Below are 23,083 nucleotides of genomic sequence, written 5' to 3'. Positions count from 1 at the left end.
GGAGCTTGGTGCTGCGTCGTCGGCCGTCCTTCCGGACACCCCCTGAGGAGCCCCCGCATCATGGCGAACCGCCAGCAGCCCAGTTCCATGCCGATCCACAAGTACGGCCGCTACGAGCAGGTCGACATCCCGGACCGCACCTGGCCGCAGAACCGCATCACCACCGCCCCCCGCTGGCTCTCCACCGACCTGCGTGACGGCAACCAGGCCCTGATCGACCCCATGTCGCCCGCCCGCAAGCGAGCGATGTTCGACCTGCTGGTCAAGATGGGCTACAAGGAGATCGAGGTCGGTTTCCCGGCGTCGGGTCAGACGGACTTCGACTTCGTACGGTCGATCATCGAGGAGCCCGGGGCCATCCCCGACGACGTCACCATCTCCGTACTGACCCAGGCCCGCGAGGACCTGATCGAGCGCACGGTGGAGTCGCTGAAGGGCGCCAAGCGCGCGACCGTCCACCTCTACAACGCCACCGCCCCCGTCTTCCGCCGGGTCGTCTTCCGGGGCTCCAAGGACGACATCAAGCAGATCGCCGTCGACGGCACGCGGCTGGTCATGGAGTACGCGGAGAAGCTGCTGGGGCCGGAGACCGAGTTCGGCTACCAGTACAGCCCCGAGATCTTCACCGACACCGAGCTGGACTTCGCGCTGGAGGTCTGCGAGGCGGTCATGGACGTCTGGCAGCCCGGTCCGGGCCGCGAGATCATCCTCAACCTGCCGGCCACGGTGGAGCGTTCGACCCCGTCGACCCACGCGGACCGCTTCGAGTGGATGGGCCGCAACCTCTCCCGCCGTGAGCACGTCTGCCTGTCGATCCACCCGCACAACGACCGCGGCACGGCCGTCGCCGCCGCCGAGCTGGCCCTGATGGCCGGCGCCGACCGCGTCGAGGGCTGCCTGTTCGGCCAGGGCGAGCGCACCGGCAACGTCGACCTGGTCACCCTGGGCATGAACCTCTTCTCCCAGGGCGTCGACCCGCAGATCGACTTCTCCGACATCGACGAGATCCGTCGCACGTGGGAGTACTGCAACCAGATGGAGGTCCACCCGCGCCACCCGTACGTGGGCGACCTGGTCTACACGTCCTTCTCCGGCTCCCACCAGGACGCCATCAAGAAGGGCTTCGACGCGATGGAGGCCGACGCGGCCGCCAAGGGTGTCACCGTCGACGACATCGAGTGGGCCGTTCCGTACCTGCCGATCGACCCCAAGGACGTCGGCCGCTCCTACGAGGCCGTCATCCGGGTCAACTCGCAGTCCGGTAAGGGCGGTATCGCGTACGTCCTGAAGAACGACCACAAGCTGGAACTGCCCCGCCGGATGCAGATCGAGTTCTCGAAGATCATCCAGGCGAAGACGGACGCCGAGGGCGGCGAGGTCACGCCGAAGGACATCTGGGCGACCTTCGAGGACGAGTACCTGCCCAACCCCGAGAACCCGTGGGGCCGCATCCAGGTCAAGAACAACCAGTCGACGACCGACACCGACGGCGTGGACACGCTGACGGTGGAGGCCACGCTCGACGGCCAGGACACCGTGCTGACCGGATCCGGCAACGGTCCGATCTCGGCCTTCTTCGACGCGCTCCAGTCCGTGGGCATCGACGTACGCCTGCTGGACTACCAGGAGCACACGATGAGCGAGGGTGCCTCCGCGCAGGCCGCCTCCTACATCGAATGCGCGATCGGCGACAAGGTCCTGTGGGGGATCGGAATCGACGCGAACACCACGCGTGCCTCGCTGAAGGCGGTCGTCTCCGCCGTCAACCGCGCGACGCGCTGACCAGTCCTGCGGACCCGCGGCCGGGGCCGCTCACGGATGCTGCAGGGGCTTCGTCCGCCGTTGTCCGGCGGACGAAGCCCCGTCGCATACCGGCCAATCCCTGTGAGGGTCACGGAAAGGTCTCCTCCGGGGTGCTGACTCCTCCTCATGGATGTGGCTAACATCACGCAAGCGCGGCGACGCTGCCGTGCGGCGTGACGGAGGTGCGACGTGCTGCCAGGACGGGGACGAAACGGCCATGCCGCCAGGTTTTCGAGCATCCTGGGCACCCGTACCGCGTGGACGCCCGCCGGTGACGGGGAGTTCTTCTGCCCCGCCTGCGGCGGCGACCGCAACTACCAGCGGCTGACCGGACAACGCCGCTTCACCCTGCTCGGCCTGCCCGTGCTGCCGCGGGGCGAGACCGGCCCGGTCGTCGAGTGCGCGGCCTGCCGCCGCCACTTCGGCACCGACGTCCTCGACCACCCGACCACGACCCGCTTCTCCGCGATGCTCCGCGACGCCGTCCACACCGTCGCCCTCGCGGTGCTGGCCGCGGGCGGCGCCGGTTCCCGTGCGGCGCTGGAGGCCGCCGTGTCCGCCGTGCGCGCGGCCGGCTTCGACGACTGCACGGAGGAGCAGCTGGCCGCGCTCGTGGAGGCGCTGGAGGCGGACACCGGCCGGATCACCGGGGAGCCCTGCGGCGCGGGGCTGGCCATAGAGCTGCACGAGGCGCTGGACCCGCTGGCTCCGCACCTCGCCACGGTCGGCCGCGAATCGATCCTGCTCCAGGGGGCGCGTATCGCCCTGGCCGACGGACCGTACACACCGGCCGAGCGGGACGTGCTCGCGACGGTGGGGGCGGCGCTCACCATCTGCTCGGACGACGTGACCCGGGTGCTGGCAGAGGCGGCGCGTACGCCGTCGTAGGGCAGCGCACCGCGCCTTCCAGCCGCCCCCTGCCGTCCCGCCCCTGCCATCCGCCGCCCCCGCGTTACTCCCCGGGGAGTAATCCGCCGCCGGTACCGCCCTCCGCAGTAACCCCCGACTCGGCCTCGCGCCCGACGAATCGGCCCCCGAGCGCCGGGAGTCTGGAGACCGTTCCAGACACCCGGACCGGAGGGAGCCCGAACAGTGGGGGACACAAGGAACACCGCACGGCGGCGAGCCGTGCCCTGGGTGGTGGTCGGGCTCTGGCTCGCCGCGCTCGTGCTGGTCGGGCCGCTCGCCGGGAAGTTCGCCGGCATCCAGCAGAACCGCGCGGTCGACTACCTGCCCGACAGCGCCGACTCCACGCAGGTGGCGCGGATCCAGGACCGGCTCCCGGGAGGCGAGTCGACCGACCTGGTGCTCGTGTACCACCGGGACGGCGGTCTGACCGACGCCGACCGGCGCACGGCCGCCGAGCAGATCGCCGAGGTGCGCGGCGCCTACGACCTGACCGGCGAGCCGCGGGGCGTGCCGTCCGAGGACGGCTCCACCCTGATGTACCCCGTGTCCAGCACCCAGCCGGGCCAGGACGAGGAGGCCCGGAACGCCTTCGTGGACGGCGTACGGGAGGTCGCCGAGGGGAGCGGCGGGCTGAGCGTCGAGGTCGGCGGGCCAGGGGCGCTGAACACCGACATGGGCAAGGTGTTCGAGACGATCGACGGCACCCTGCTGCTGGCCACGCTCGCCGTCGTCACCGTCCTGCTGATCCTGATCTACCGCAGCCCGTTCCTGTGGCTGGTGCCGCTCGCCGTCGCGGGCGTCGCCGCCGCCACGGCCATGGCCGCCGGGTACGGACTCCACGAACTGTTCGACGTCACCGTCACCGGCCAGAGCGGCGGCGTGATGACCGTGCTCGTCCTCGGCGCTGGCACCGACTACGCGCTGCTGCTCATCGCCCGCTACCGCGAGGAACTGCGGCGCCACGAACGGCCGTACGACGCCATGCGCACCGCTCTGCGCGGCTGCGGGCCGGCCATCCTCGCCTCCTCCGGGACCGTCGCGGCCGGGCTGCTGTGCCTGCTCGCCGCCGATCTCAACAGCAGCAGCGGCATGGGGCCGGTCGGCACGGTCGGGGTGCTCGCGGCGCTGGTCGCCATGACGACCCTGCTGCCCGCCGTGCTGGTGCTGCTCGGGCGGCGGGTCTTCTGGCCGCTGATACCTGCCTTCGGCAGCGAGCCCAAGGCCCGCCGGTCGCTGTTCGCCGCGATGGGGACCTCGGCGACGCGCCGGCCCGTCACCGTGCTCGTCGGTGGCGGCGTCCTGCTCGGTGCGCTCGCGCTGGGCACGCTCAACCTGTCCGGCAGCATCAAGCAGGAGGACTCCTTCACCGAACGGCCCGAGTCCATCACCGCCATGCAGACGCTGGCGCGGGAGTATCCCGAACGCAGCAGCCGGCCCCTCACCGTCATCGCCCCGGCCGACCGGGCCGACGCGGTCCTGGACCGGGCCCGTGCGGCGGGCGGAGTCGCCGAAGTGGCCCCGGGGCGCAGCGGCTCGGGCTGGACCGAGATCGCCGTCTTCACCACGGCCGCGCCCGAGACGGCGGCCGAGACCCGGACCATCGAGGCCCTGCGCGCCCGGCTCGATCCCACGGGTGCCTACGTCGGCGGGCCCAGCGCCCAGCAGATCGACCTGGCCGACAGCGAGTCCCGGGACCGGAAGGTGATCGTGCCGCTGGTGCTGGCCGCGGTGTTCGTCATCCTGGTCGGCCTGTTGCGGAGTCTCGTCGCGCCGTTGCTGCTGCTGGCGGCCGTGGTGGCGGTGTGGGGCGCGGCCCTCGGCATCGGGGGGCTGGTGTTCGAGCCGGTGTTCGGGTTCGGCGGGACCGATCCGGGGCTCGGGCTGCTGTCATTCGTGTTCCTGGTCGCCCTCGGGGTCGACTACGGCATCTTCCTGATGCACCGGATGCGCGAGGAGTCCGTGAAGGGAGCCGAACCGGAGGCGGCCGCGCTCACCGCGTTGCGGACGACCGGTGGGGTCATCGCCTCGGCGGGGGTGGTGCTCGCGGCGACGTTCGCGGTGCTGACGACGCTGCCGATGGTGGGGCTGGTGGAACTCGGCTTCGTCATCGCGGTGGGGGTGCTGCTGGACACGTTCCTGGTGCGTACGTACCTGGTGACCACGGCGAGTGTGCTGCTCAAGCGGCGGATGTGGTGGCCGGGGAGGCTCCCCCGCGCAACGGAGCGGACGGCCCCGCCTCAGGAGCGGAAGCCCTTGGCCGCGAACGCCCCCTGACCGACCGACGGCGCCCCTCCTCTCCCGGAGGGGCGCCTTCCTGGCCCAGGATGATGCCCGTGCAGGCACCCACCACACCGTCGACGACCTGGTCGCGGCCCGCGGAGCGCATCATGGCCGCGATCAACCGCGAGCCCCTGACCGCCCCGCACGCCATCCGCAACGACGCGCTGCTCGCTGTTCTGACGGCCGCGCTCGCCGTCGTCCTCGCGCTGTTCGTCGACGACGGCCGCAGGCCCGACGCGCTCGGCTGGGCCCTGCTGCTCGTCTCCCACGTGCCGCTGGTGTGGCGCCGCCGCCGTCCCGTGCTCGTCCTGCTCGCCGTGGTGGCCTGCGTCTTCCCCTACCACTTCCTCGACTACCCGCACACCGCCGCCACCCAGGCCGCGTACGTCGCCCTCTACACCGTCGCCGTCACCGGCCGGCCGCTGCGCACCGTCCTGGTCGGCATCGGCGTCATCACCTTGTCGGTGAGCGTGATGCTCACCATCAGCGCCCACGAGGCGCTGGGGCTGCTGAAGGCGTCCGGCTGGGTAGTCGCCGTGCTGTTCCTCGGCGTCGACGTGCGCTTCTACCGCCAGTACGTCGCCTCCATCGTGGAACGCGCCGAACGTGCCGAACGCACCCGCGAGGAGGAGGCACGGCGGCGGGTCGCCGAGGAGCGGCTGCGGATCGCCCGGGACCTGCACGACCTGCTCGCGCACACCATCACCCTCATCGGCGTGCAGACCTCCGTCGCCGCCCACCTGCTGTCCGCCGACCCCGAGCGGCTCGACCGGGAGACCGTGGCCAAGGCGCTGGACGACATCGCCGAGACCTGCCGCAGCGCCCGCGGGGAACTCCGTACGACGCTGGAGGTGCTGCGCGAGCACGGTTCTCCGGACGCCCGCGGTCCGCTGCCCGGCCTCGACGGTCTGACCGACCTGGCGGAGGCCGCGCGGCTCGCCGGTGCCCGGGTCGAGCAGACCGTACGGATACGGCAGGCACCGCCCGCCGTCGGTGCCGCCGCCTACCGCATCGTGCAGGAGGCGCTGACCAACGCGGTACGGCATGCGGGACCCGAACCGGCCGTCCGTGTCGACCTGGTGGAACGGGAGGGCGCCCTGCACCTGTCGGTCAGCGACGACGGCACGGGACCGGGCGCGGGCGGCACGCCGGGCTTCGGACTGGTCGGAATGCGCGAGCGGGCGCGCAGCGTGGGTGGCACACTCGACGCCGGCCCGCGTGCGGACGGCGGCTTCGAGGTGACCGCCGTGCTGCCGCTGACGGGGACGGGGACGGGGACCGTGGGGGAGGGGACCGGATGACCATCCGAGTGCTGCTCGCGGACGACCAGACGCTGGTGCGCGAGGCGTTCGCGATGCTCGTGGAGTCGGCCAGGGACATGGAGGTCGTCGGCCAGGCCGCCACCGGCCGGCAGGCCGTGCGACTGGCCCGCAGCGAGCGCGCCGACCTCGTGGTGATGGACATCCGCATGCCCGACCTGGACGGCATCGAGGCGACCCGGCTCATCGCGGCCGACGAGGACCTCGCGGGCGTCCGCGTCCTGGTCCTCACCACGTACGACACCGACGAGAACATCGTGGACGCCCTGCGCGCCGGCGCCTCCGGGTTCCTGGTGAAGGACACCAGGCCGGCCGAACTCCTCGACGCCATCCGTACGGTCGCGGCCGGGGAGTCCCTGCTGTCGCCGGGGCCCACGGCACGGCTGATCGAGCGGTTCCTGCGCAGCCCCTCGGCACCGGAGACCGGCGGGCCGGAGTGCCTGTCCGGCCGTGAGCGGGAGGTGCTGTCGCTGGTCGCGCGCGGCCTCAACAACACCGAGATAGCCGATGCGTTGGGTCTGAGCCCGCTGACCGCGAAGACCCACGTCAGCCGCATCATGGGCAAGCTGGCGGCCCGGGACCGGGCGCAGTTGGTCATCGTCGCGTACGAGTCGGGGCTGGTGACGCCGGGGAGCATCTGACGGACAGGTACTGTCCGATGCTCCGTCACGCTCCGTCAGGAGAGGGATGACACTCCTCAGACGCACACTCCTCGTCACCGCCGTCCTGTTCACGCCCCTCACCGCCACGACCCACGCCTCGGCCACTCCCGGCTGCACCTCCTCCGTCCCGTACGTCTCGGGTGAGGGCGGCTACGACACGTACCGCATCCCCGCGGCGGTCAGCACGGGCAGGGGCACGGTCCTCGCCTTCGCCGAAGGAAGACGGGGCGGCGCGGGCGACACCGGCGACATCGACGTCGTCCTGAGACGCTCGTCCGACGGCGGCTGCACCTGGGGCCCGCTCACGGTCGTCGCCGCCGGGGACGGGGACACCCGGGGCAACCCGGCGCCGGTCGTCGACCCGCGTACCGGTGCGGTCGTGCTCCTCACCTCCTACAACAGCGGTGACGTGACGGAGGCCCAGATCATGCGCGGCGAGGTGACGCCCGAGCAGAGCCGCCGGGTGTTCGTGCAGCGCAGCCGGGACGACGGCCGCCACTTCACCCCACCCCGGGAGATCACGCCGCAGGTCAAGCGCCCGTCCTGGCGCTGGTACGCGACCGGCCCCGGCCACGCGATCGCCCTCACCCGGGGCCCGTACGCGGGCCGGCTGGTCGTCCCCGCCAACCACTCGTCCGCACCGCCGGCGGGCTCCCCGGACACCGGCCAGGAGCCCCGGTACTACGGCGCCCACGCGCTCCTCAGCGACGACGGCGGCCGCACCTGGCGCCTGGGCTTCGTCGACGACTCCTATGACGGAGCGGCCAACGCCAACGAGTCCACGGTTGCCCAACTCCCCGACGGACGCCTGTACTTCAATGCCCGCGACCAGCACGGCACCAGCCCCGGCAACCGCCTCGACAGCCAATCGCACGACGGCGGCGAGTCCCTCGACCGCCCCTACACCGTGCAACCCACCCTGAACGACGTCCCGGTGGTCCAGGGCAGCGTCCTCCAGCACCCGGCTCTTCGAGGCGTGCTGCTGTTCTCCGGCCCGTCCGTCCCCACCGCCCGTCAGGCGATGGCGCTCTGGCGCAGTACGGACGGCGGGGCCACCTTCAGCAAGGTGCTGACGCTGTCTCAGCGGCGGGCGGCCTACTCGGACCTCGTGCCGCTCGGGCGGAAGACGGTGGGGATCCTCTACGAGACGGGGGTGAACGGGACGTACGAGACGATCGAGTTCCGCCGCGTACCGGCGAGCGTGGTGGGTTAGGCCCGTCCCGGTTGCGGCTTCATGCTTTTCGCCGGTGCATGGTCACCTGTTCAACGGCCTTGCCATCCAGCTGTCTCATTTGCGGGCATATCGGCCTGGTGTGAGCATGTTGTAGGGGTTCAGGGCAGGGAGCGCCGATGGCCAGCGAACCACTCAACAGCCGCAACACACCCTTCGTCGACACCGTGGTCGTCGGCTCGGGATTCGGAGGAGCGGTCACCGCGTACCGCCTCGCCGAGGCCGGGCGGTCGGTGGTGGTGCTGGAACGGGGCAAGCCGTACCCACCGGGCGGATTCCCCCGCAGCCCCGCCGACATGGCCCGCAACTTCTGGGACCCGAGCAACGGCCTGCACGGGCTGTTCGACATCTGGTCGTTCCGCGGCCTCGAAGGCGTCGTCTCCAGCGGCCTCGGCGGCGGCTCCCTGATCTACGCCAACGTCCTGCTGCGCAAGGACGAACGGTGGTTCGTGCACGAGTCGCCGCTGCCCGGCGGCGGTTACGAGCACTGGCCGGTCGGCCGCGCCGACCTCGACCCGCACTACGACCGGGTGGAGCGCATGCTCGGCGCCACCCCGTACCCCTACGACGACACCCCGAAGACCCGCGCCATGCACCTGGCGGCGGCCCGGCTCGGCCTGCCGGTGTCCCGGCCGCCGCTCGCCGTCTCCTTCGGCCCCCGCCCCGGCGCGCCGCCCGTCCCCGGAGCACAGCTCGACGAGCCCGGGTACGGCAACCTGCACGACCTGCCCCGCAGCTCCTGCCGGCTGTGCGGCGAGTGCGACGTCGGCTGCAACTACGGCGCCAAGAACACCCTCGACCACACCTACCTGTCGGCCGCCCGGCACCACGGCGCCCAGCTGCGCACCCGCTGCGAGGTGCGCGGGTTCGCGCCGCGCCCCGGCGGCGGCTACGACGTCCGGTACGTCGTCCACGACCCGGACCGTGAGGGCCGGCGCACCGCCACGGACCGGCTGCCCGTGCACCACATCGCGTGCGACCGCCTGGTGCTGGCCGCCGGCACCTTCGGCTCGACCTACCTGCTGCTGCGCAACCGCGCGTCGCTGCCCGGCCTGAGCCGCGCGCTGGGCACCCGCTTCTGCGGCAACGGCGACCTCCTCGGGATGGTGCTGCGCGCCACCGGCGGCGCCGAGCGCAGTCGGGCCCTGCGGCTGGACGGCAACACCGGGCCGGTCATCACCAGCGCCATACGGGGCGGCGACGCGCTCGACGAGGACGGGTCCTCGGGGCGCGGCTTCTACATCGAGGACGCCGGCTACCCCGACTTCGTCGCGTGGCTCGCCGAGTCCTCCCAACTGCCCGGCAGCGCCCGCCGGCTCCTCGGCTTCGGCCTGCACCGGCTGCTGGCCCGGCTCGGCGTGGACCCGTCCAGCCGCGTAGGCGGCCAGCTGGCGCTGCTGCTCGGGCCCGCGGTGTTCTCGGCGTCGTCGCTGCCGCTGCTGGGCATGGGGCGCGACGTCCCGGACGGCCGGATGCGGCTGCGCCGCGGGCACCTCGACATCGACTGGACCACCCTCACCTCACGCGGGTACTTCGAGCGGGTCCGCTCGACCATGCGGGACATCGCGGGTGCGCTCGGCGCCGACTTCCTCGACAACCCCCTGTGGTGGTGGGGCAACCGCGTGATCACCGTCCACCCGCTCGGCGGCGCCCCCATGGGCCGACACCCCGGCGAGGGCGTCTGCGACGACGTAGGCGAGGTCTACGGCTTCCCGGGCCTGCACGTCCTCGACGGCGCGCTGCTGCCGGGATCGGTGGGAGCGAACCCGTCGCTGACCATCGCCGCCGTGGCCGACCGGGCCTGCGACCGGATTCTTCAGACGGGGGCTGTGCCGGACGCCGCCGGCCGGGCGGGGGCCGATGGGGTCCTGTCCGGTGCCGCGGGCGGGACCGGGGCCGACGGGGGCGGGCCCGGTTCTGCGGGCGGGGCGGCGGCTGACGACCGGGTCGCTTCCGGTTTCCCGGGCCGGATGGCCGGCGGTCGGGCGGCGACCGACCGGGCCGCGTCCGGTTCCCGGGACGGCGGGGAGCCGACCAGCCTGAGTTTCACCGAGGAGATGAAGGGCCACGTCGCCCTCGACGTCGACGACCCCGAGCAGGGGCGGGCCCTGGGGCGCTCGCAGGGACAGCGGCTGAGCTTCCGGCTCACCATCACGGCGGCCGACATCGACCGGTTCGTCAGCGACCCGGACCACGCCGCAGACGCGGTCGGGCACGTCGACTGCGACGTGCTCGGCGGCCGGCTCTGGGTCGAGCGGGGCTGGTTCAACCTCTTCACCCGCGACGACGACCCGAGCCGCCGACGCATGCTGTACCGGCTCCACCTGCGCACCCCGGACGGCGCCCCGGTCACCCTCACCGGGCACAAGGAGGTGCACGACGACCCGGGCTTCGACGTCTGGCCCGACACCTCCACCCTCTACGTCCGGCTGCTCGCCGGGCACACCCGCCCGGCCGAGGACCCGACCGCGCCCGTCCTCGGCGCCGGCGTCATCACGATCCAGATCGGCGATTTCATCCAGCAGCTGACCACCTTCCGCACCGTGGGCCCCCACCCGGCCCGGGCGATGGAGCGCTTCGGTCGGCTTTTCCTCGGCGAGCTGTGGGCGGTCTACGGCAGACGCCTGCTGGCCGCCGTACCGGACGGGGCGGTGCCATGAACGTCAAGGAACTGCGCGCACACGCCAAGGCCCTCGGCTTCACCCCCTGCGACCAGGTGCGCTGGCTGGCCCCGAAGGCCCTCGCGCGCACCGCCGTCAAGGTCGCGCTGGCCGACGTGTTCGCCGGGTACGCGGACAAGCGGGAGATCCAGGGCACGCTCAGGGCGGCACCGCTGCGGATCCCGCTCGACGCCCCCGGCACGACGTACGACCCGCCCCCGGACCCGGCGCACGACGCGCCCACCGACGGGACCGGCGTCCCCCGCACGCAGGACACCTGGATCGACTTCGTCGCCGACCTCGGCGACGGCTTCGACGCCACCGCGTCGGTGGCCTGGGCGCTGGCCGAGGAGCACCTCACCGTCCCAGGGCCCGCCGGGGCCGGCCTGCCGCGCGGCTCGCTGCTCGTGCTCGGCGGCGACGAGGTCTACCCGGTCGGATCGGTGGCGGCCTACCGGGACCGTATGACCGGCCCGTACGCCTCCGCCCTGCCGACCGCGGACGGAGACGCACCGCTGATGCTCGCCCTGCCGGGCAACCACGACTGGTACGACGGCCTCACCGCGTTCCTGCGCACCTTCACCCTGCAACAGCCCATCGGCGGCTGGCAGACCCGGCAGACCCGCAGCTACTTCGTCGTACAACTGCCCCGGCACTGGTGGCTCGTCGGCCTCGACAGCCAGCTCGGCTCGTACCTCGACGACCCTCAGATGCGCTACTTCCAGAACCACCTGTCGGCCCGGCTGCGGCCCGGCGACGGGGTCATCGTCTGCTCCGCCGAGCCGACCTGGGTCAAGAGCGCCGACTCCGAGGTCGACGCCTTCGACACCCTGCACTGGTTCGACCGCAACGTGGTCCGCACCCGGATCGACCCGCGCACGGGCGAGCGGGTGCCCACCCACGCCTCGATCCGGCTCTGGCTGACGGGCGACAAACACCACTACGCCCGCTATGCCGAGCACCTGCCCGAGGACCCACCGGACAGCGACGACCTGCCCCCCGACCCGCGTCGCCGCCAGATGGTGACGTGCGGCCTGGGCGGCGCCTACCTGGCCTCGACCCACCATCTCCCCGCCACCCTGCGGCTGCCGCCCGACGGCACCGGCCTGCGGGAGAAGGACGATCCGCCGTCGGTGTTCTCCCACGCCCGGCGGACCACGTACCCCGGGGCCCGGGAGTCCCGCAGGCTCGCCCGCCGCATCGCGATGCCCTGGTGCCGGTACTGGCTGCCCTGGCGCAACCCGGGGTTCCCGGTGGTCACCGCGGCCGTGCACACCGCCGCCTTCGTCGTCCTCGGCTTCCTGTTCGCGGTGACCGAGGGCAGACTCCAGCCCGTCGACGCGATACGCCGCGCCGGCCCCGCGGACCTCGGCGGGTTCACCGCCGCCGCCGGTGCCGTGTGCGCGGTACTGCTGCTGCTCCTGTTGATCAGCAGGTGGACCGGCCCGAGCGCACCGCGGCCCCGGACCGCGTCACCGCCCGGCATCGTCGGCGCCGCACTCCCGCAGGCCCTGGTCGCGCTGGCGGTCCTGGCCGTCACCGTCGCGCTGCCGTTCCCCGAGTCCTGGTCCGCGTGGGGGGTTCTGCTGTCCTGCCTCGCGGTAGCCGCCGTGATGGGCGCGACGGCCGGTTCGGAGGCATTCGCCCTGTGGGTGCTGTCGGCACGCGGCGGCACGGTCGCCGACTGGCAGATGTCGGGACAGGCGGTCGAGGACCACAAGGGCTTCGTGCGCCTGCACCTCGACCCGGACGGCGACCTCGTTCTCCACTCCTTGGTGATCGACGAGGTCTGCCACGAATGGAACCTCGTGGACGCCCCCACGGGCGGCAAGCGCGCCGTCCCCGCCGAGCCTCCGGCCGTACGGCTGATCGAGGACCCCGTCGTGATCGCCCGGGAGGCGAAACCCCGATGACCGCACCACCACCCCCATCCACGGGAACCCACCGAGACACCGGCGCCCGTCCTGGCGACCGGTTCGGCGACCGGTCAGGCGACCAGCCCAGCGACCGGTCCGGCGATCGGTTCGGTCACCGGTCCGCCGTCCGCACCGGCGATGGGCCGACCGACCGCACCGCCGTCCGCACCGGCGACGGGCCGACCGACCGCACCGGCGTCCGCACCGGCGACGCGCCTGCCGACAGCCCTCGCGCCCGCACCGGACCACCCCCCGCCCAGCGAACGCCCACCCGCCCCACCACCCGCCGCGACCACGTCACCGAGGTGCAGCCGTTCACCGCCCGCGACGGTCGGCCGCTGACCCTGGTCCACGTCCAGGGCAGGCACCCGCCCACCCGGGGACCGGTGCTCGTCGTGCACGGTGCCGGCGTCCGTGCCGAGCTCTTCCGTCCGCCCCTGCCCAGGACCCTCGTCGACGCCCTCATCGACGACGGCTGGGACGTGTGGCTGCTGAACTGGCGGGCCTCCATCGACCTCGACCCGGTGCCCTGGACCCTCGACCAGGCCGCCGCCCACGACCACCCGGCGGCCGTCGCCCACGTCCGGTCCGCCACCGGCGCCGACCGGGTCAAGGCGGTCGTGCACTGCCAGGGCTCCACCTCGTTCATGATGGCCGCCGCGGCCGGACTGCTGCCCGAGGTGGACACCATCGTCAGCAACGCCGTCTCGCTGCACCCCGTCATCCCCGCCGTGTCCCGGTTCAAGATCGGCCGGGTCGCGCCGGTCATCGGCCGCGTCCTGCCGCACATCTCACCCGCCTGGGGAGACCGGCCCGAGGGCGTCCCGGCCCGCTGCGTCGCCGGATTCGTGCGCGCCACCCACCGGGAGTGCCGCAACGCCGTCTGCCGCATGGTCAGCTTCACCTACGGCTCGGGTCGGCCGGCCCTGTGGTCCCACGCCAATCTCGACGAGGCCACCCACGACTGGATCCGGGGCGAGTTCGCCGAGGTCCCGATGACCTTCTTCGCGCAGATGAACAGGAGCGTGCGGGCCGGCCACCTGGTGCCGGCCGGCGACGCCGAGGGACTGCCGCCGTCCTTCGTCGACCGGGCACCGCAGACCGACGCCCGGATCGTGCTGCTGGCCGGGGAGGACAACCGGTGCTTCCTCGCGGAGAGCCAGCGCCGCACCTTCGACTTCCTGAACCACCACCGCCCCGGCCGCGACAGCCTGCACCTCCTGCCCGGCTACGGACACCTGGACGTCTTCCTCGGCCGCCGCGCGGCCACCGACATCCATCCGCTGATCCTGGAGGAGCTGGCGCGATGAATCCCGCACTGGGCCTGGCCCGGATGGTCCTGGCGGCGCAGCCGTCACCCGTACCGCGCCGCCAGCGGCGCCTCGCCGGACGGCACGCGGTCGTCGACGGCATTCCCTTCGTGCTGCCGGTGAACTCCGCCGACACCCCCGCGCTGATGGCCGCGTTCCCCGTCGACCGGGCGGCCGCCGCCCGCCTGCTGCCCGGCGGTGAACTGCATCCGCTGACCCTGCCCGGCGGCCGGGGCCTGCTCGTCGTCACCGTGGTCGACTACGCCCGCACCGACATCGGCCGCTACATCGAGTTCTCCGTCGCCCTCGCCTGCACCCACGGCCCCCGGCCCGGGCCGCCGCTGCTGCCCGGACTGCTGCGCGGCCGCTTCGGCACCGGCCAGTACGTCCTGGACCTCCCGGTCAGCAGCGAGGTCTCCGTCAAGGGCGGCAAGGGCATCTGGGGCATGCCCAAGCACCGCGCCAGCCTCGACTTCCACGTGGGCGAGCGGGCCGTGTCGAGCCAGTACGAGGACGACGGCCGGCTCGGGATGTACATCGAGATCGCCCGCCCGCCCGAGACCCGGCTGCCGCTGAAGGTGGCGGCGACCAACTACTGCGCGTTCCGGGGCATGCTGATGAAGTCCGCCGTCTACTTCGAGGGCGCCGCCGACATCGCCGCCGGCCGGCGGGCCCGCGCCCGCCTCGTCCTCGGCGACGCCCCCGGGATCGCCGCACTGCACGGCTTGGACATCGCCGACCAGCCACTGTTCACGTGCTACCTGCCCGCGACCCGGGGCACCCTCGACGACCACTTCGAGTGCTGGTTCATCACCAGCGAGGAGGCCGGGCGGACGTACGGCGAACCGCTGCGGAGCGTCGTGGACCTCGGCATGTCGGAGGAGTGGCCCGCACCCCCTCGTATCGACGTCGGAGCCCGGTCATGAACGCGCCTCTGCTCCCTACAACAGGCCCGCCGCCGCCAGATACTTCCCCACCTGGCTCGTCTCCTGCGGGGACAGCGGGATCTGTGGTTCCGCCGTGGCCGGGCAGTCGATCACGCCCCGCAGGTGCAGGGCCGCCTTGAAAGCGCCGATGGCCGAGGAGCCTGGGCCCATGCGGGCCGGGTCGCCGGCCCTCACCATGCCGAACAGGGCGCACAGCCGCTCCTGTTCGGCGCGAGCCCCCTCCCGGTCGCCGGAGCGGCACAGGCCGTCCAGGCGGACGTAACCGTGCGGGTCGACGTTGCCGAGGCCGGGCACCGTGCCGTCCGCCCCGATCGCGAGCGCCGCGTCGACGATCAGCTCCGAGCCGGTCAGCACACTGAAGCCGCTGATGCCCGGGTGCGCCCGGGCGCCGGTGACGACCTCGCGGAAGCCGGCCAGGTCGCCGCTGGAGTCCTTGAGCCCGGCCAGCACACCGTCGGCGGCCAGTTCCAGGACCAGGTCGGCGGGCAGCTTCGTGTGGACGGCGACGGGGAGGTCGTAGGCGATGACCGGGACCGGGCTCGCGGCGGCGACCGCGCGGTAGTGGCGGGCGATCTCCGCCGGGTGGGTGCGGGCGTAGAACGGGGCGGTCACGACGACCGCCTGCGCGCCCGCCGCCGTCACCGACGCCACATGGTCCAGCACCCGGGGCGTCGACATGTCGATCGCCCCGGCCAGGACCGGGAGCTGCCCGCCCACGTGGGCCGCGACGGACTCGACGACCAGCCGGCGCTGCCGGTCCGTCAGGTACGCCGCCTCCGACGTCGAACCGAGCAAGAACAGCCCGTGCACCCCGCCCGACACCAGATGGTCGACCAGCCTCAGCAGCGAGGGGACGTCCACCTCGCGGTCCGGTGTCAGGGGCGTGCAGACGGGCGGGATGACACCGGTGAGCGGGGCGGGGATTGTCATGGAGCCTCCATCGTCGTGCTCTGGCGTACGAGGTCGCGGGTCGACTCGTCCTCCTCGACAGGATGGTGGCAGCGAAAGCGGTGCGCGGGGGCCGACGCGGCGGAGAAGCCCGGCATCACCTCGGCACACGTCCCGTCCGCCTTCCAGCAGCGGGTGCGGAACGGGCAGCCGCTCGGCGGGTGTGTCGCCGACGGGACCGGCCCGGCCAGCGGAATCGGGTCGATCGGGTCCAGCAGTCCCGGCGTGGCGGAGAACAGGGCGCGGGTGTACGGGTGGCGGGCCCGGTCGGTGACCCGGTCGGCCGGGGACTCCTCGACGATCCGGCCCAGGTACATGGTGATGACCCGGTCGCTCATCCGCCGTACCGTCTGGATGTCGTGCGAGACGAACACCAGCGCCAGACCCAGGCGTTCCTTCAGGTCCAGCAGCAGATTGAGGATCTGGGCGCGGACCGACACGTCCAGGGCGCTCGTCGGCTCGTCCGCCACCACCAGGTCCGGGTCCAGCGCCAGCGCCCGGGCGATAGCGACGCGCTGCCGCTGCCCGCCCGACAGCTGGCCCGGCAGGGCGTCGGTGAGCGCCCGTGGGAGGCCGACCAGCGACATCAACTCCCGTACGCGATCGTCGCGTTCGCTTTTCGTGCCCCGGTCGTGCACGTCCAGCGGGTCCCGCAGGATCTGCCGCACGGTCAGGCGGCGGTTCAGGGCCGTCGACGGGTCCTGGAAGATCATGCCGGTGCTGCCGCCGACGGCCCTGCGGCGCTCGGCGGGCGGCATCGTCCACAGGTCGCGGCCCCGGAACGACACCGTCCCCCGCGTCGGCCGCTCCACCCCCACCAGCACCTTCGCCAGCGTCGACTTCCCGCAGCCCGACTCGCCCACCACGCCGATGGTCTCGCCGGGCGCGATCGCCAGGTCGGCGCCGGTCAGGGCGTACACCCGGTCGCGGGTGAACAGGCCGCCGCTGCGGGCCTTGTGCACGACGTGCGCGTCGGAGAGCTCCACCAGCGCGGGACCGGAGAGCTGGGCGGGCCCGCTCATGACACCGCCTCGGTCTCGGAAGCCGCCAGCGCCACGGCCGGGTGATGACAGGCCGCCGTGTGCGCAGGGGTGCCGGTCAGGCCGGGTGCCGTCGTCCGGCAGAGCTCGCTCGCCAGCGGGCACCGGTCGGCGAAGCGGCACCCGGCCGGGAAGTCGGCGGGGGCGGGCACGACCCCTCTGATCTGCGTCATCCGCTCCTGCGCCGACTCCAGCGACAGCACGCTGCCGAGCAGCCCGCGCGTGTAGTGGTGGGACGGGGCCTCCACCAGGTCGGCGGTCACGCCCGTCTCGACGATCTGCCCGCCGTACATCACCACCACCCGGTCGGTGACGTCCGCGACCAGCGCCAGGTCGTGCGAGACGAGGATCAGCGCGAACCCCAGCTCCTCGCGCAGCCGCAGCAACAGCTCTATGACCTGCGCCTGCACGGTGACATCGAGGGCGGTGGTCGGCTCGTCGGCGACGATCAGCTTCGGTTCGCGGGACAGGGCCATGGCGATCAGGACGCGCTGCCGCTGTCCGCCGGACAGCTCGTGCGGGTAGCTGCGCAGGGTGCGCTCGGGGTCGAGGCCGACCATCGTCAGCAACGCGGCGGGACTGCGCCGCCCGCCCCGCCGCACGACCTGTCTGAGCTGCGCGCGGATCGTCATCGCGGGGTTCAGCGACGACAGGGCGTCCTGGTAGATCATCGCCATCTCGTGTCCGAGGAGCCTGCGGCGGACGCGCATCGGCTCGGCGAGCAGATCCCGCCGGCTGAACCGGACCTGGCCGCCGACGCGCGCCCCCTTCGGCTGGAGGCCCATGATCGCGAGCGCGGTCAGCGACTTGCCGCAGCCCGACTCGCCGACCAGCCCGAGCACCTCCCCGGGATGCACCTCGAAGCTGATGCCGTCGACGATGTCCACGCCGCCGTGCCGCTGGTCGAAGCCGATGGCGAGGTTCTCCACCGCGAGCACGGGCTGCCCGTCCCGCGGCAGGTCACGGGCCCGGGCCCGCAGCCGCCGGGCCGCCTCCACGAGCCCGGGCAGTCGCACGATCTCCCCGCTGCCGGGCTCGGGCGCCTCCAGCCGGTCGTCGTCGCGTACGTCCACCTCCCGTGCCGACGGAGCCGCCCACGCGTCGGACACCCCCTCGGACAGGATGTTCAGCGACAGCACCGTGACCAGCATCAGCAGGCCGGGGAACACGGTCGCCCACCAGCCGCCGGTCAGCACCATGTTCTTGCCGTCCGCGATGACACTGCCCCAGGACGGGTCGGGCGGCCGTACGCCCGCTCCGATGAAGGACAGCGACGCCTCGAAGACGATCGCCTCGGCGACCTGCACCGTGCAGAACACCAGCACGGGCGCGGCGCAGTTGATCGCCACGTGCTTCAGCACGATGTGCGGTGTCCGGGCGCCGATCACCCGTTCCGCCGTCACGTAGTCCTCGCCGTACTGGTCGAGGACGTTCGCCCGGACGACCCGCGCCACCGGCGGCGTGAACAGGAAGGCGATCGCGCAGATCAGCACCGTGATGCCACCGCCGAACACCGCCACCAGCACGGCGGCGAGCGCGATGCCCGGGAACGCCATGACGACGTCCAGGCAGCGCATCAGCGTCTCGTCCACCGCCTTGCGGGAGGTCGCGGCGATCGCCCCGAGCAGCGCGCCGACCAGCAGGGCCAGCCCGGTCGCGCCGAGCCCGATCGCGAGCGACCAGCGCGCCCCGTACATCAGCCGGCTGAGGATGTCCCGGCCGAGGCTGTCCTGGCCCATCCAGTGCCCGGCGGACGGGTGCCCGGTGCCGTCCACGGGCGGCTGCTGGTCGAGCGGGTCGTGCGGGGCGAGCAGCGGGGCGAGCAGCGCCAGCAGCACGACGACCGCCAGGAAGCAGACGGCGGCCTTCGACAGCAATGGCAGCCGGCGCCAGCCGCGCAGCCGCACGCCGGGCCGGGACAGCGCCTCGCTGAGGCTCTTGCGGGTCATCATGTGGTCGCATCCCTCAGTCGCGGGTTGACCAGCAGGTAGAGGACGTCGATGACGAGGTTCACGACGACGAACCCGGCCGCCGTGGTCAGTACGACGCCCTGGACGACGGCCGGATCGCCGTTCTTCACGGCGTCGATCATCAGCTTGCCCATGCCGGGCAGCGAGAAGATCGTCTCGATGACGACCGCGCCGCCCAGCAGATAGCCGACGCGCAGCCCGAGCACGGTGAGCGGGTTGATGAGCGCGTTCCGCAGCACGTTCCGCCCGACGACCACGCGCGGCGGCAGGCCGCTTCCGATCGCCGTCCGTACGTAGTCCTTGTCCAGCTCCTCCACCACGGCCGTCCGCACGATCCGGGTCAGCTGCGCCGCCACCGGAAGGGAGAGGGCGAGGGCAGGGAGCGTCATGGTCCTCAGCCAGCCGGTGAAGGAGTCGGCCGGGTTGATGTAGCCGCCGGTCGGGAACCAGCCCAGATCGACCGCCAGATACTGGATCATCAGCAGCGCCAGCCAGAAGCCGGGCGCCGCGACACCGGTCAGCGACACGACCCGGATGATCTGGTCGGGCAGCCGGTCCCGGTGGATCGCCGCGGTCACACCGCCCACGAGGGACAGCACGACCGCGATGCCCAGGCCCAGGAAGGTCAGCTGGAGGGTGAGCGGCAGCGCGGTGGTGACCTGGTCGACGACCGGCGCCCGGGTCAGCGCGCTGGTGCCCATGTCACCGTGCAGCAGGTCGGCGACGAAGTCGGCGTAGCGCACGGGCAGCGGGTCGAGCAGGCCGTGTTCCTCGCGGAAGTCGTGCAGTTGCCGCGGCGTCGGGTTGGCGCCCTGGAAGAACGCGGACGCCGGGTCGACGTCCGAGAACCGCATCACCAGGAACACGAACAGCACGATGCCGAGCATCAGCGGCACGAGCAGGGCGAGGCGGCGGAGCAGGATACGGGCGACGGCGATCACGTGGCTCCCCCGCCCGTCAGGCCCACTTGGCCTGGAGGAGGTTGATGCCCGGGTACGGCTGTGCCCTTATCCCGCTGAGCCGCTTCGGGTCCCAGGCGGTCATCAGCTCGTTGTGGACGACCGGGTAGAGCACGGCCTGTTCGGCGACGACGTCGATGTAGTCCTGGACGATCGCCTTCTTCTTCTCGGGGTCCGGCTCCCGGGTGGCCCGGTCCATGTCCCTGAAGAGCGCCTTGGCGACGGGGTTGCCGGCCCACCGCGTGTACTGCATCCACAGGTTCTCGGGCCCGTAGTTGTAGTGCATGATCAGGTCGGCGTCGAGGCCGAACTGGTTGGGGTTCGAGGCGGCGGCGACGACCTGGTAGTCCTGCTTCTGGTCCATCTTCGTGAACACGGCCGTGGTCTCCTGGGGGGACAGGGTCGTCTTCACACCGATCGCGTCCCAGGAGGACTTGATGGTCGGCAGGCAGTCGACGATCCAGCTCACGTTCACCGCGAGGATGTCGATGCTCAGCCCCCTGACGCCGGCCTCCTTCAGCAGCGCCTTCGCCTTGTCGGGGTCGTAGTCGTAGACCGTCCTGGCCCGGCGGTAGGACGGGTTGCTCTCGTCGAGGAAGGAACTCGACGGTTTCCCATGGCCCTTGAGCGCGACCTCCACCATCTTCTCGGTGTCGATGGCGTAGTGCAGGGCCTGACGCACGCGCACGTCGTCGAAGGGCTTGTGCTTGGTGTTGAACATCAGGAACAGGTTGTTCATCCCGGCCCCGCCGGCGACCGTCAGGCCGCCGCTCTCCAGCTGCGCGATGTTGGCGTACGGGATGTTGTCCGCGATCTGCGCGCCCGCGCTCGACCCCGAGATCTTCGCGACGCGGGGTGCCGCGTCCACGATCGTCAGCCAGTTCATCTTCTGGAAGGCCGGCTTGCGCGGGCCGTTGTAGCCGGCGAACGCCTCGAAGGTCGTGTTCGACTTCGGGTGGTGCGCGGTCTGCCGGTACGGCCCCGAGCCGATCGCCTTGCCCTTGATGGCGTCGTCCCAGGCGCCCGGCTGAGAGAACACGTGCTTCGGCATGATCTTGGCGAGCGTCAGCCGGGAAAGCCCGTCCGGGAACGGGAACTTGAGCACCAGCTCCACGTTCCGCGCGTCGATCTTCCGGACCTCCTTCAGCCAGCTCGCGAAGAAGCCCTTGGCGAGGGTCTGGGTGTCCGGGTCGAGGATCCGCTCGAAGACGAAGACCACGTCGTCGGCGGTCACGGGCTTGCCGTCGTGGAACTTCGCCCCGGCCCGCAGCGCGAACTTCCAGGACGTGCTGTCCGGGTCCTTCGGCACCTCGGTCGCCAGGGCCGCGTACGGCTCCCGGGAGATCGGGTCGGTGTCGAGCAGGCCCTCGTAGATGTGGTTGTTGGCGGCCATGCAGAACGCGGACGCCGTCTGGGTGGGGTCCCAGCTGCCGTCGTTGCCGTAGCCGATCACCGCCGTCAGCGTCCGGTTCGCCCCGCTGCCGCCGCCACCGGTGTCGTTGGTGGACTGGGGCCCGGACGAACAGGCCGACAGCGACGCGGAGACGGCGGCGGCCGCGCCCAGCGCGCCGGTGTACTTCAGGAACGTCCGGCGGTGCGGCGCCGGCACGTCATGGGTCACGTCGCGCACGGAGTCCTCCAGCGAGAGGTCTGGAAAGGAAACGAGGGGCGAGCAGAGGAGATACGACGTCCTACGTCCTGCGGTCAGCGCGACCATAGGAGGGGCCGTGGGGGCGGTCAAGGGATCGCACACGAATGGTGCATCTGCCAGAGGTCGGACCAATGGCGCCGTCACTGCGGCGAGTTGACGGCCTGTCAGAGCCTGAGTGCCACCAGGTATCGCCAGAGGTGGGACGTGGGACGTCCGGGGCGCGTACGATGCGGCGCATGTCCGAGGAGCCCAGGACCAGCCGGATACAACGCCAGGTCGTGCAGCTCATCCTCGACCGCAGACTCACCGCCGGCGCGCCGCTGCCCACCGAGGCCGAGCTCATGGAGGGTCTCGGCGTCAGCCGCAACTCCGTCCGCGAGGCCCTCAAAGCCCTCCAGGCCCTCGACATCGTCGAGATCAGACACGGCTACGGCACCTACGTCGGCCAGGCCTCCCTCACCCCCCTCGTCGACGGCCTGACCTTCCGCACCCTGGCCCGGCACGACGACGACACCGGCGCCCTCGCCGAGATCCTCCAGGTCCGCGAGGTGCTGGAGGAAGGTCTGATCCGCCGGGTCGCCGCGACGGTCACCGAGGCGGAGCTGGACAGGCTGGAGGGCGTGGTGACCCGTATGGAGTCCGCGGGCGGCGCGGGGCGCTCCTTCCCGGAGCTCGACCGCGAGTTCCACGAGATCCTGTACGCCTCCCTCGGCAACGCGCTGGTCCCGCAGCTCCTCGGCGCGTTCTGGACGGTCTTCCGCCGGGTCTCCGGAGCCCGGGGCTGGACCGACGACCCGTCCCCCGAGATCACGGTCCGCCGCCACCGCGACATCGTCACCGCCCTGCGCGCCCGCGACGTCGAGGGCGCGCAGCGGGCGATGGCGGTGCACTTCCGGGGGATCGAGGCGCGGGCGGCGGAGGAGTCGCGGGGGGTGGGCTGATTCGGTTTCGGCCGTCGGCGAACCGGGTTGTCGGCCCTGCACGGCAGGTCTGGAATGGGCCCATGGCGGACGACACGCGGAGACGGCGGCATGGGTGAGCTGTGGAGCGAGGGTGACGCCGGAGTCCTGCGGCTGCCCTCCGGCCGACTGGTACGCGGCCGCGGGCTCCGCCACTCCCTGGACCCCGCCGCGCCCACCCCCTCCTACGGCCTCTACCTGCTCGGCAAGCAGCCTCCCGAGGTGCCCTGGGAGTCCGGCTGGCTCCGCTGGCCGGACTTCCGGCTCCCGGTGGACCGGCCGGCCGCCCGGGCGGTGCTGGCGAACGCGTGGGAACGGGCCGCCGGGGAGCGCGTGGAGATCGCCTGCGGCGGCGGCCGGGGCCGCACGGGCACGGCCCTGGCCTGTCTGGCGGTGCTGGACGGGGTGCCGGGGGAGGAGGCGGTGGCATATGTGCGTCGGCACTATGACCGGCACGCGGTGGAAACGCCCTGGCAGCGGCGGTACGTACGCCGGTTCGGCCAGGGATGAGCCGCTCCT

17 protein-coding genes are annotated in these 23,083 nt (G+C 72.4%); 12 read left to right on the top strand and 5 right to left on the bottom strand.

Annotated features, from left to right (window positions below):
* The first annotated feature begins 60 nt into the window (after positions 1-60).
* The 10 genes from leuA (at position 61) to ACZ6TU_RS12415 (ending at position 15,016) form a co-directional block, all read left to right on the top strand.
* Entirely contained in the window at positions 61-1,782 is a 1,722-nt protein-coding gene (gene leuA / locus ACZ6TU_RS12460; protein WP_467668625.1) for a 2-isopropylmalate synthase, read from the top strand.
* 210 nt (positions 1,783-1,992) lie between these two features.
* Positions 1,993-2,691, top strand: coding sequence for a tellurite resistance TerB family protein (locus ACZ6TU_RS12455; protein ID WP_467668627.1), 699 nt, complete (start codon positions 1,993-1,995; stop codon positions 2,689-2,691).
* Positions 2,692-2,895: 204 nt separating this feature from the next.
* Entirely contained in the window at positions 2,896-4,986 is a 2,091-nt protein-coding gene (locus ACZ6TU_RS12450; protein ID WP_469548062.1) for an MMPL family transporter, read from the top strand.
* Between the two features lie 50 nt (positions 4,987-5,036).
* The gene (locus tag ACZ6TU_RS12445; RefSeq protein WP_469548060.1) at positions 5,037-6,293 is read left to right on the top strand and encodes a sensor histidine kinase; all 1,257 of its coding nucleotides are present in this window, start codon (positions 5,037-5,039) and stop codon (positions 6,291-6,293) included.
* Positions 6,290-6,952, top strand: coding sequence for a response regulator transcription factor (locus ACZ6TU_RS12440; RefSeq protein WP_086839236.1), 663 nt, complete (start codon positions 6,290-6,292; stop codon positions 6,950-6,952). Before ACZ6TU_RS12445 ends, ACZ6TU_RS12440 begins: the two co-directional genes overlap by 4 nt.
* 46 nt (positions 6,953-6,998) lie before the next feature.
* Positions 6,999-8,186 carry a sialidase family protein gene (locus tag ACZ6TU_RS12435; protein ID WP_469548058.1) on the top strand — a complete coding sequence of 396 codons (1,188 nt, stop codon included), beginning with the start codon at positions 6,999-7,001 and terminating at the stop codon, positions 8,184-8,186.
* A gap of 137 nt (positions 8,187-8,323) precedes the next feature.
* Positions 8,324-10,864, top strand: a complete 2,541-nt coding sequence (locus ACZ6TU_RS12430; RefSeq protein WP_469548056.1) for a GMC oxidoreductase — start codon at positions 8,324-8,326, stop codon at positions 10,862-10,864.
* On the top strand, positions 10,861-12,777 hold the full coding sequence (locus ACZ6TU_RS12425) for a hypothetical protein (RefSeq protein WP_469548054.1): 1,917 nt from the start codon (positions 10,861-10,863) through the stop codon (positions 12,775-12,777). The genes ACZ6TU_RS12430 and ACZ6TU_RS12425 overlap by 4 nt, the downstream gene beginning before the upstream one ends.
* On the top strand, positions 12,774-14,090 hold the full coding sequence (locus tag ACZ6TU_RS12420) for an alpha/beta fold hydrolase (RefSeq protein WP_467668639.1): 1,317 nt from the start codon (positions 12,774-12,776) through the stop codon (positions 14,088-14,090). The genes ACZ6TU_RS12425 and ACZ6TU_RS12420 overlap by 4 nt, the downstream gene beginning before the upstream one ends.
* Positions 14,087-15,016 (top strand): acetoacetate decarboxylase family protein, encoded by a 930-nt coding sequence (locus tag ACZ6TU_RS12415; RefSeq protein WP_467668641.1) that lies wholly within the window; start codon positions 14,087-14,089, stop codon positions 15,014-15,016. Before ACZ6TU_RS12420 ends, ACZ6TU_RS12415 begins: the two co-directional genes overlap by 4 nt.
* Before the next feature lie 15 nt (positions 15,017-15,031).
* Here the strand turns inward: ACZ6TU_RS12415 and ACZ6TU_RS12410 are convergent, their stop codons facing one another.
* The 5 genes from ACZ6TU_RS12410 to ACZ6TU_RS12390 are packed head-to-tail and all read right to left on the bottom strand — an operon-like array spanning position 15,032 to position 21,584.
* On the bottom strand, positions 15,032-15,967 hold the full coding sequence (locus tag ACZ6TU_RS12410) for a dihydrodipicolinate synthase family protein (RefSeq protein WP_467668643.1): 936 nt from the start codon (positions 15,965-15,967) through the stop codon (positions 15,032-15,034).
* Positions 15,964-17,007, bottom strand: coding sequence for an oligopeptide/dipeptide ABC transporter ATP-binding protein (locus ACZ6TU_RS12405; protein ID WP_467668645.1), 1,044 nt, complete (start codon positions 17,005-17,007; stop codon positions 15,964-15,966). Before ACZ6TU_RS12405 ends, ACZ6TU_RS12410 begins: the two co-directional genes overlap by 4 nt.
* Positions 17,004-18,977 carry a dipeptide/oligopeptide/nickel ABC transporter permease/ATP-binding protein gene (locus ACZ6TU_RS12400; protein WP_467668647.1) on the bottom strand — a complete coding sequence of 658 codons (1,974 nt, stop codon included), beginning with the start codon at positions 18,975-18,977 and terminating at the stop codon, positions 17,004-17,006. The genes ACZ6TU_RS12405 and ACZ6TU_RS12400 overlap by 4 nt, the downstream gene beginning before the upstream one ends.
* On the bottom strand, positions 18,974-19,936 hold the full coding sequence (locus ACZ6TU_RS12395; protein ID WP_469548051.1) for an ABC transporter permease: 963 nt from the start codon (positions 19,934-19,936) through the stop codon (positions 18,974-18,976). Before ACZ6TU_RS12395 ends, ACZ6TU_RS12400 begins: the two co-directional genes overlap by 4 nt.
* A gap of 16 nt (positions 19,937-19,952) precedes the next feature.
* A complete protein-coding gene (locus ACZ6TU_RS12390; RefSeq protein WP_469548049.1) occupies positions 19,953-21,584 on the bottom strand; it encodes an ABC transporter substrate-binding protein in 1,632 nt (543 codons plus the stop codon).
* 248 nt (positions 21,585-21,832) lie between these two features.
* Here ACZ6TU_RS12390 and ACZ6TU_RS12385 point away from each other — a divergent pair, with 248 nt between their 5' ends.
* Together ACZ6TU_RS12385 and ACZ6TU_RS12380 are read left to right on the top strand one after the other, a co-directional pair.
* On the top strand, positions 21,833-22,546 hold the full coding sequence (locus ACZ6TU_RS12385; protein ID WP_469548047.1) for a FadR/GntR family transcriptional regulator: 714 nt from the start codon (positions 21,833-21,835) through the stop codon (positions 22,544-22,546).
* Between the two features lie 90 nt (positions 22,547-22,636).
* Entirely contained in the window at positions 22,637-23,074 is a 438-nt protein-coding gene (locus tag ACZ6TU_RS12380) for a protein-tyrosine phosphatase family protein (RefSeq protein ID WP_467668655.1), read from the top strand.
* The last annotated feature ends 9 nt before the right edge of the window (positions 23,075-23,083 follow it).

The sequence above is a fragment of the Streptomyces sp. NPDC052064 genome (assembly GCF_055585925.1).
This window is presented reverse-complemented; position numbering and strand designations above follow the sequence as displayed.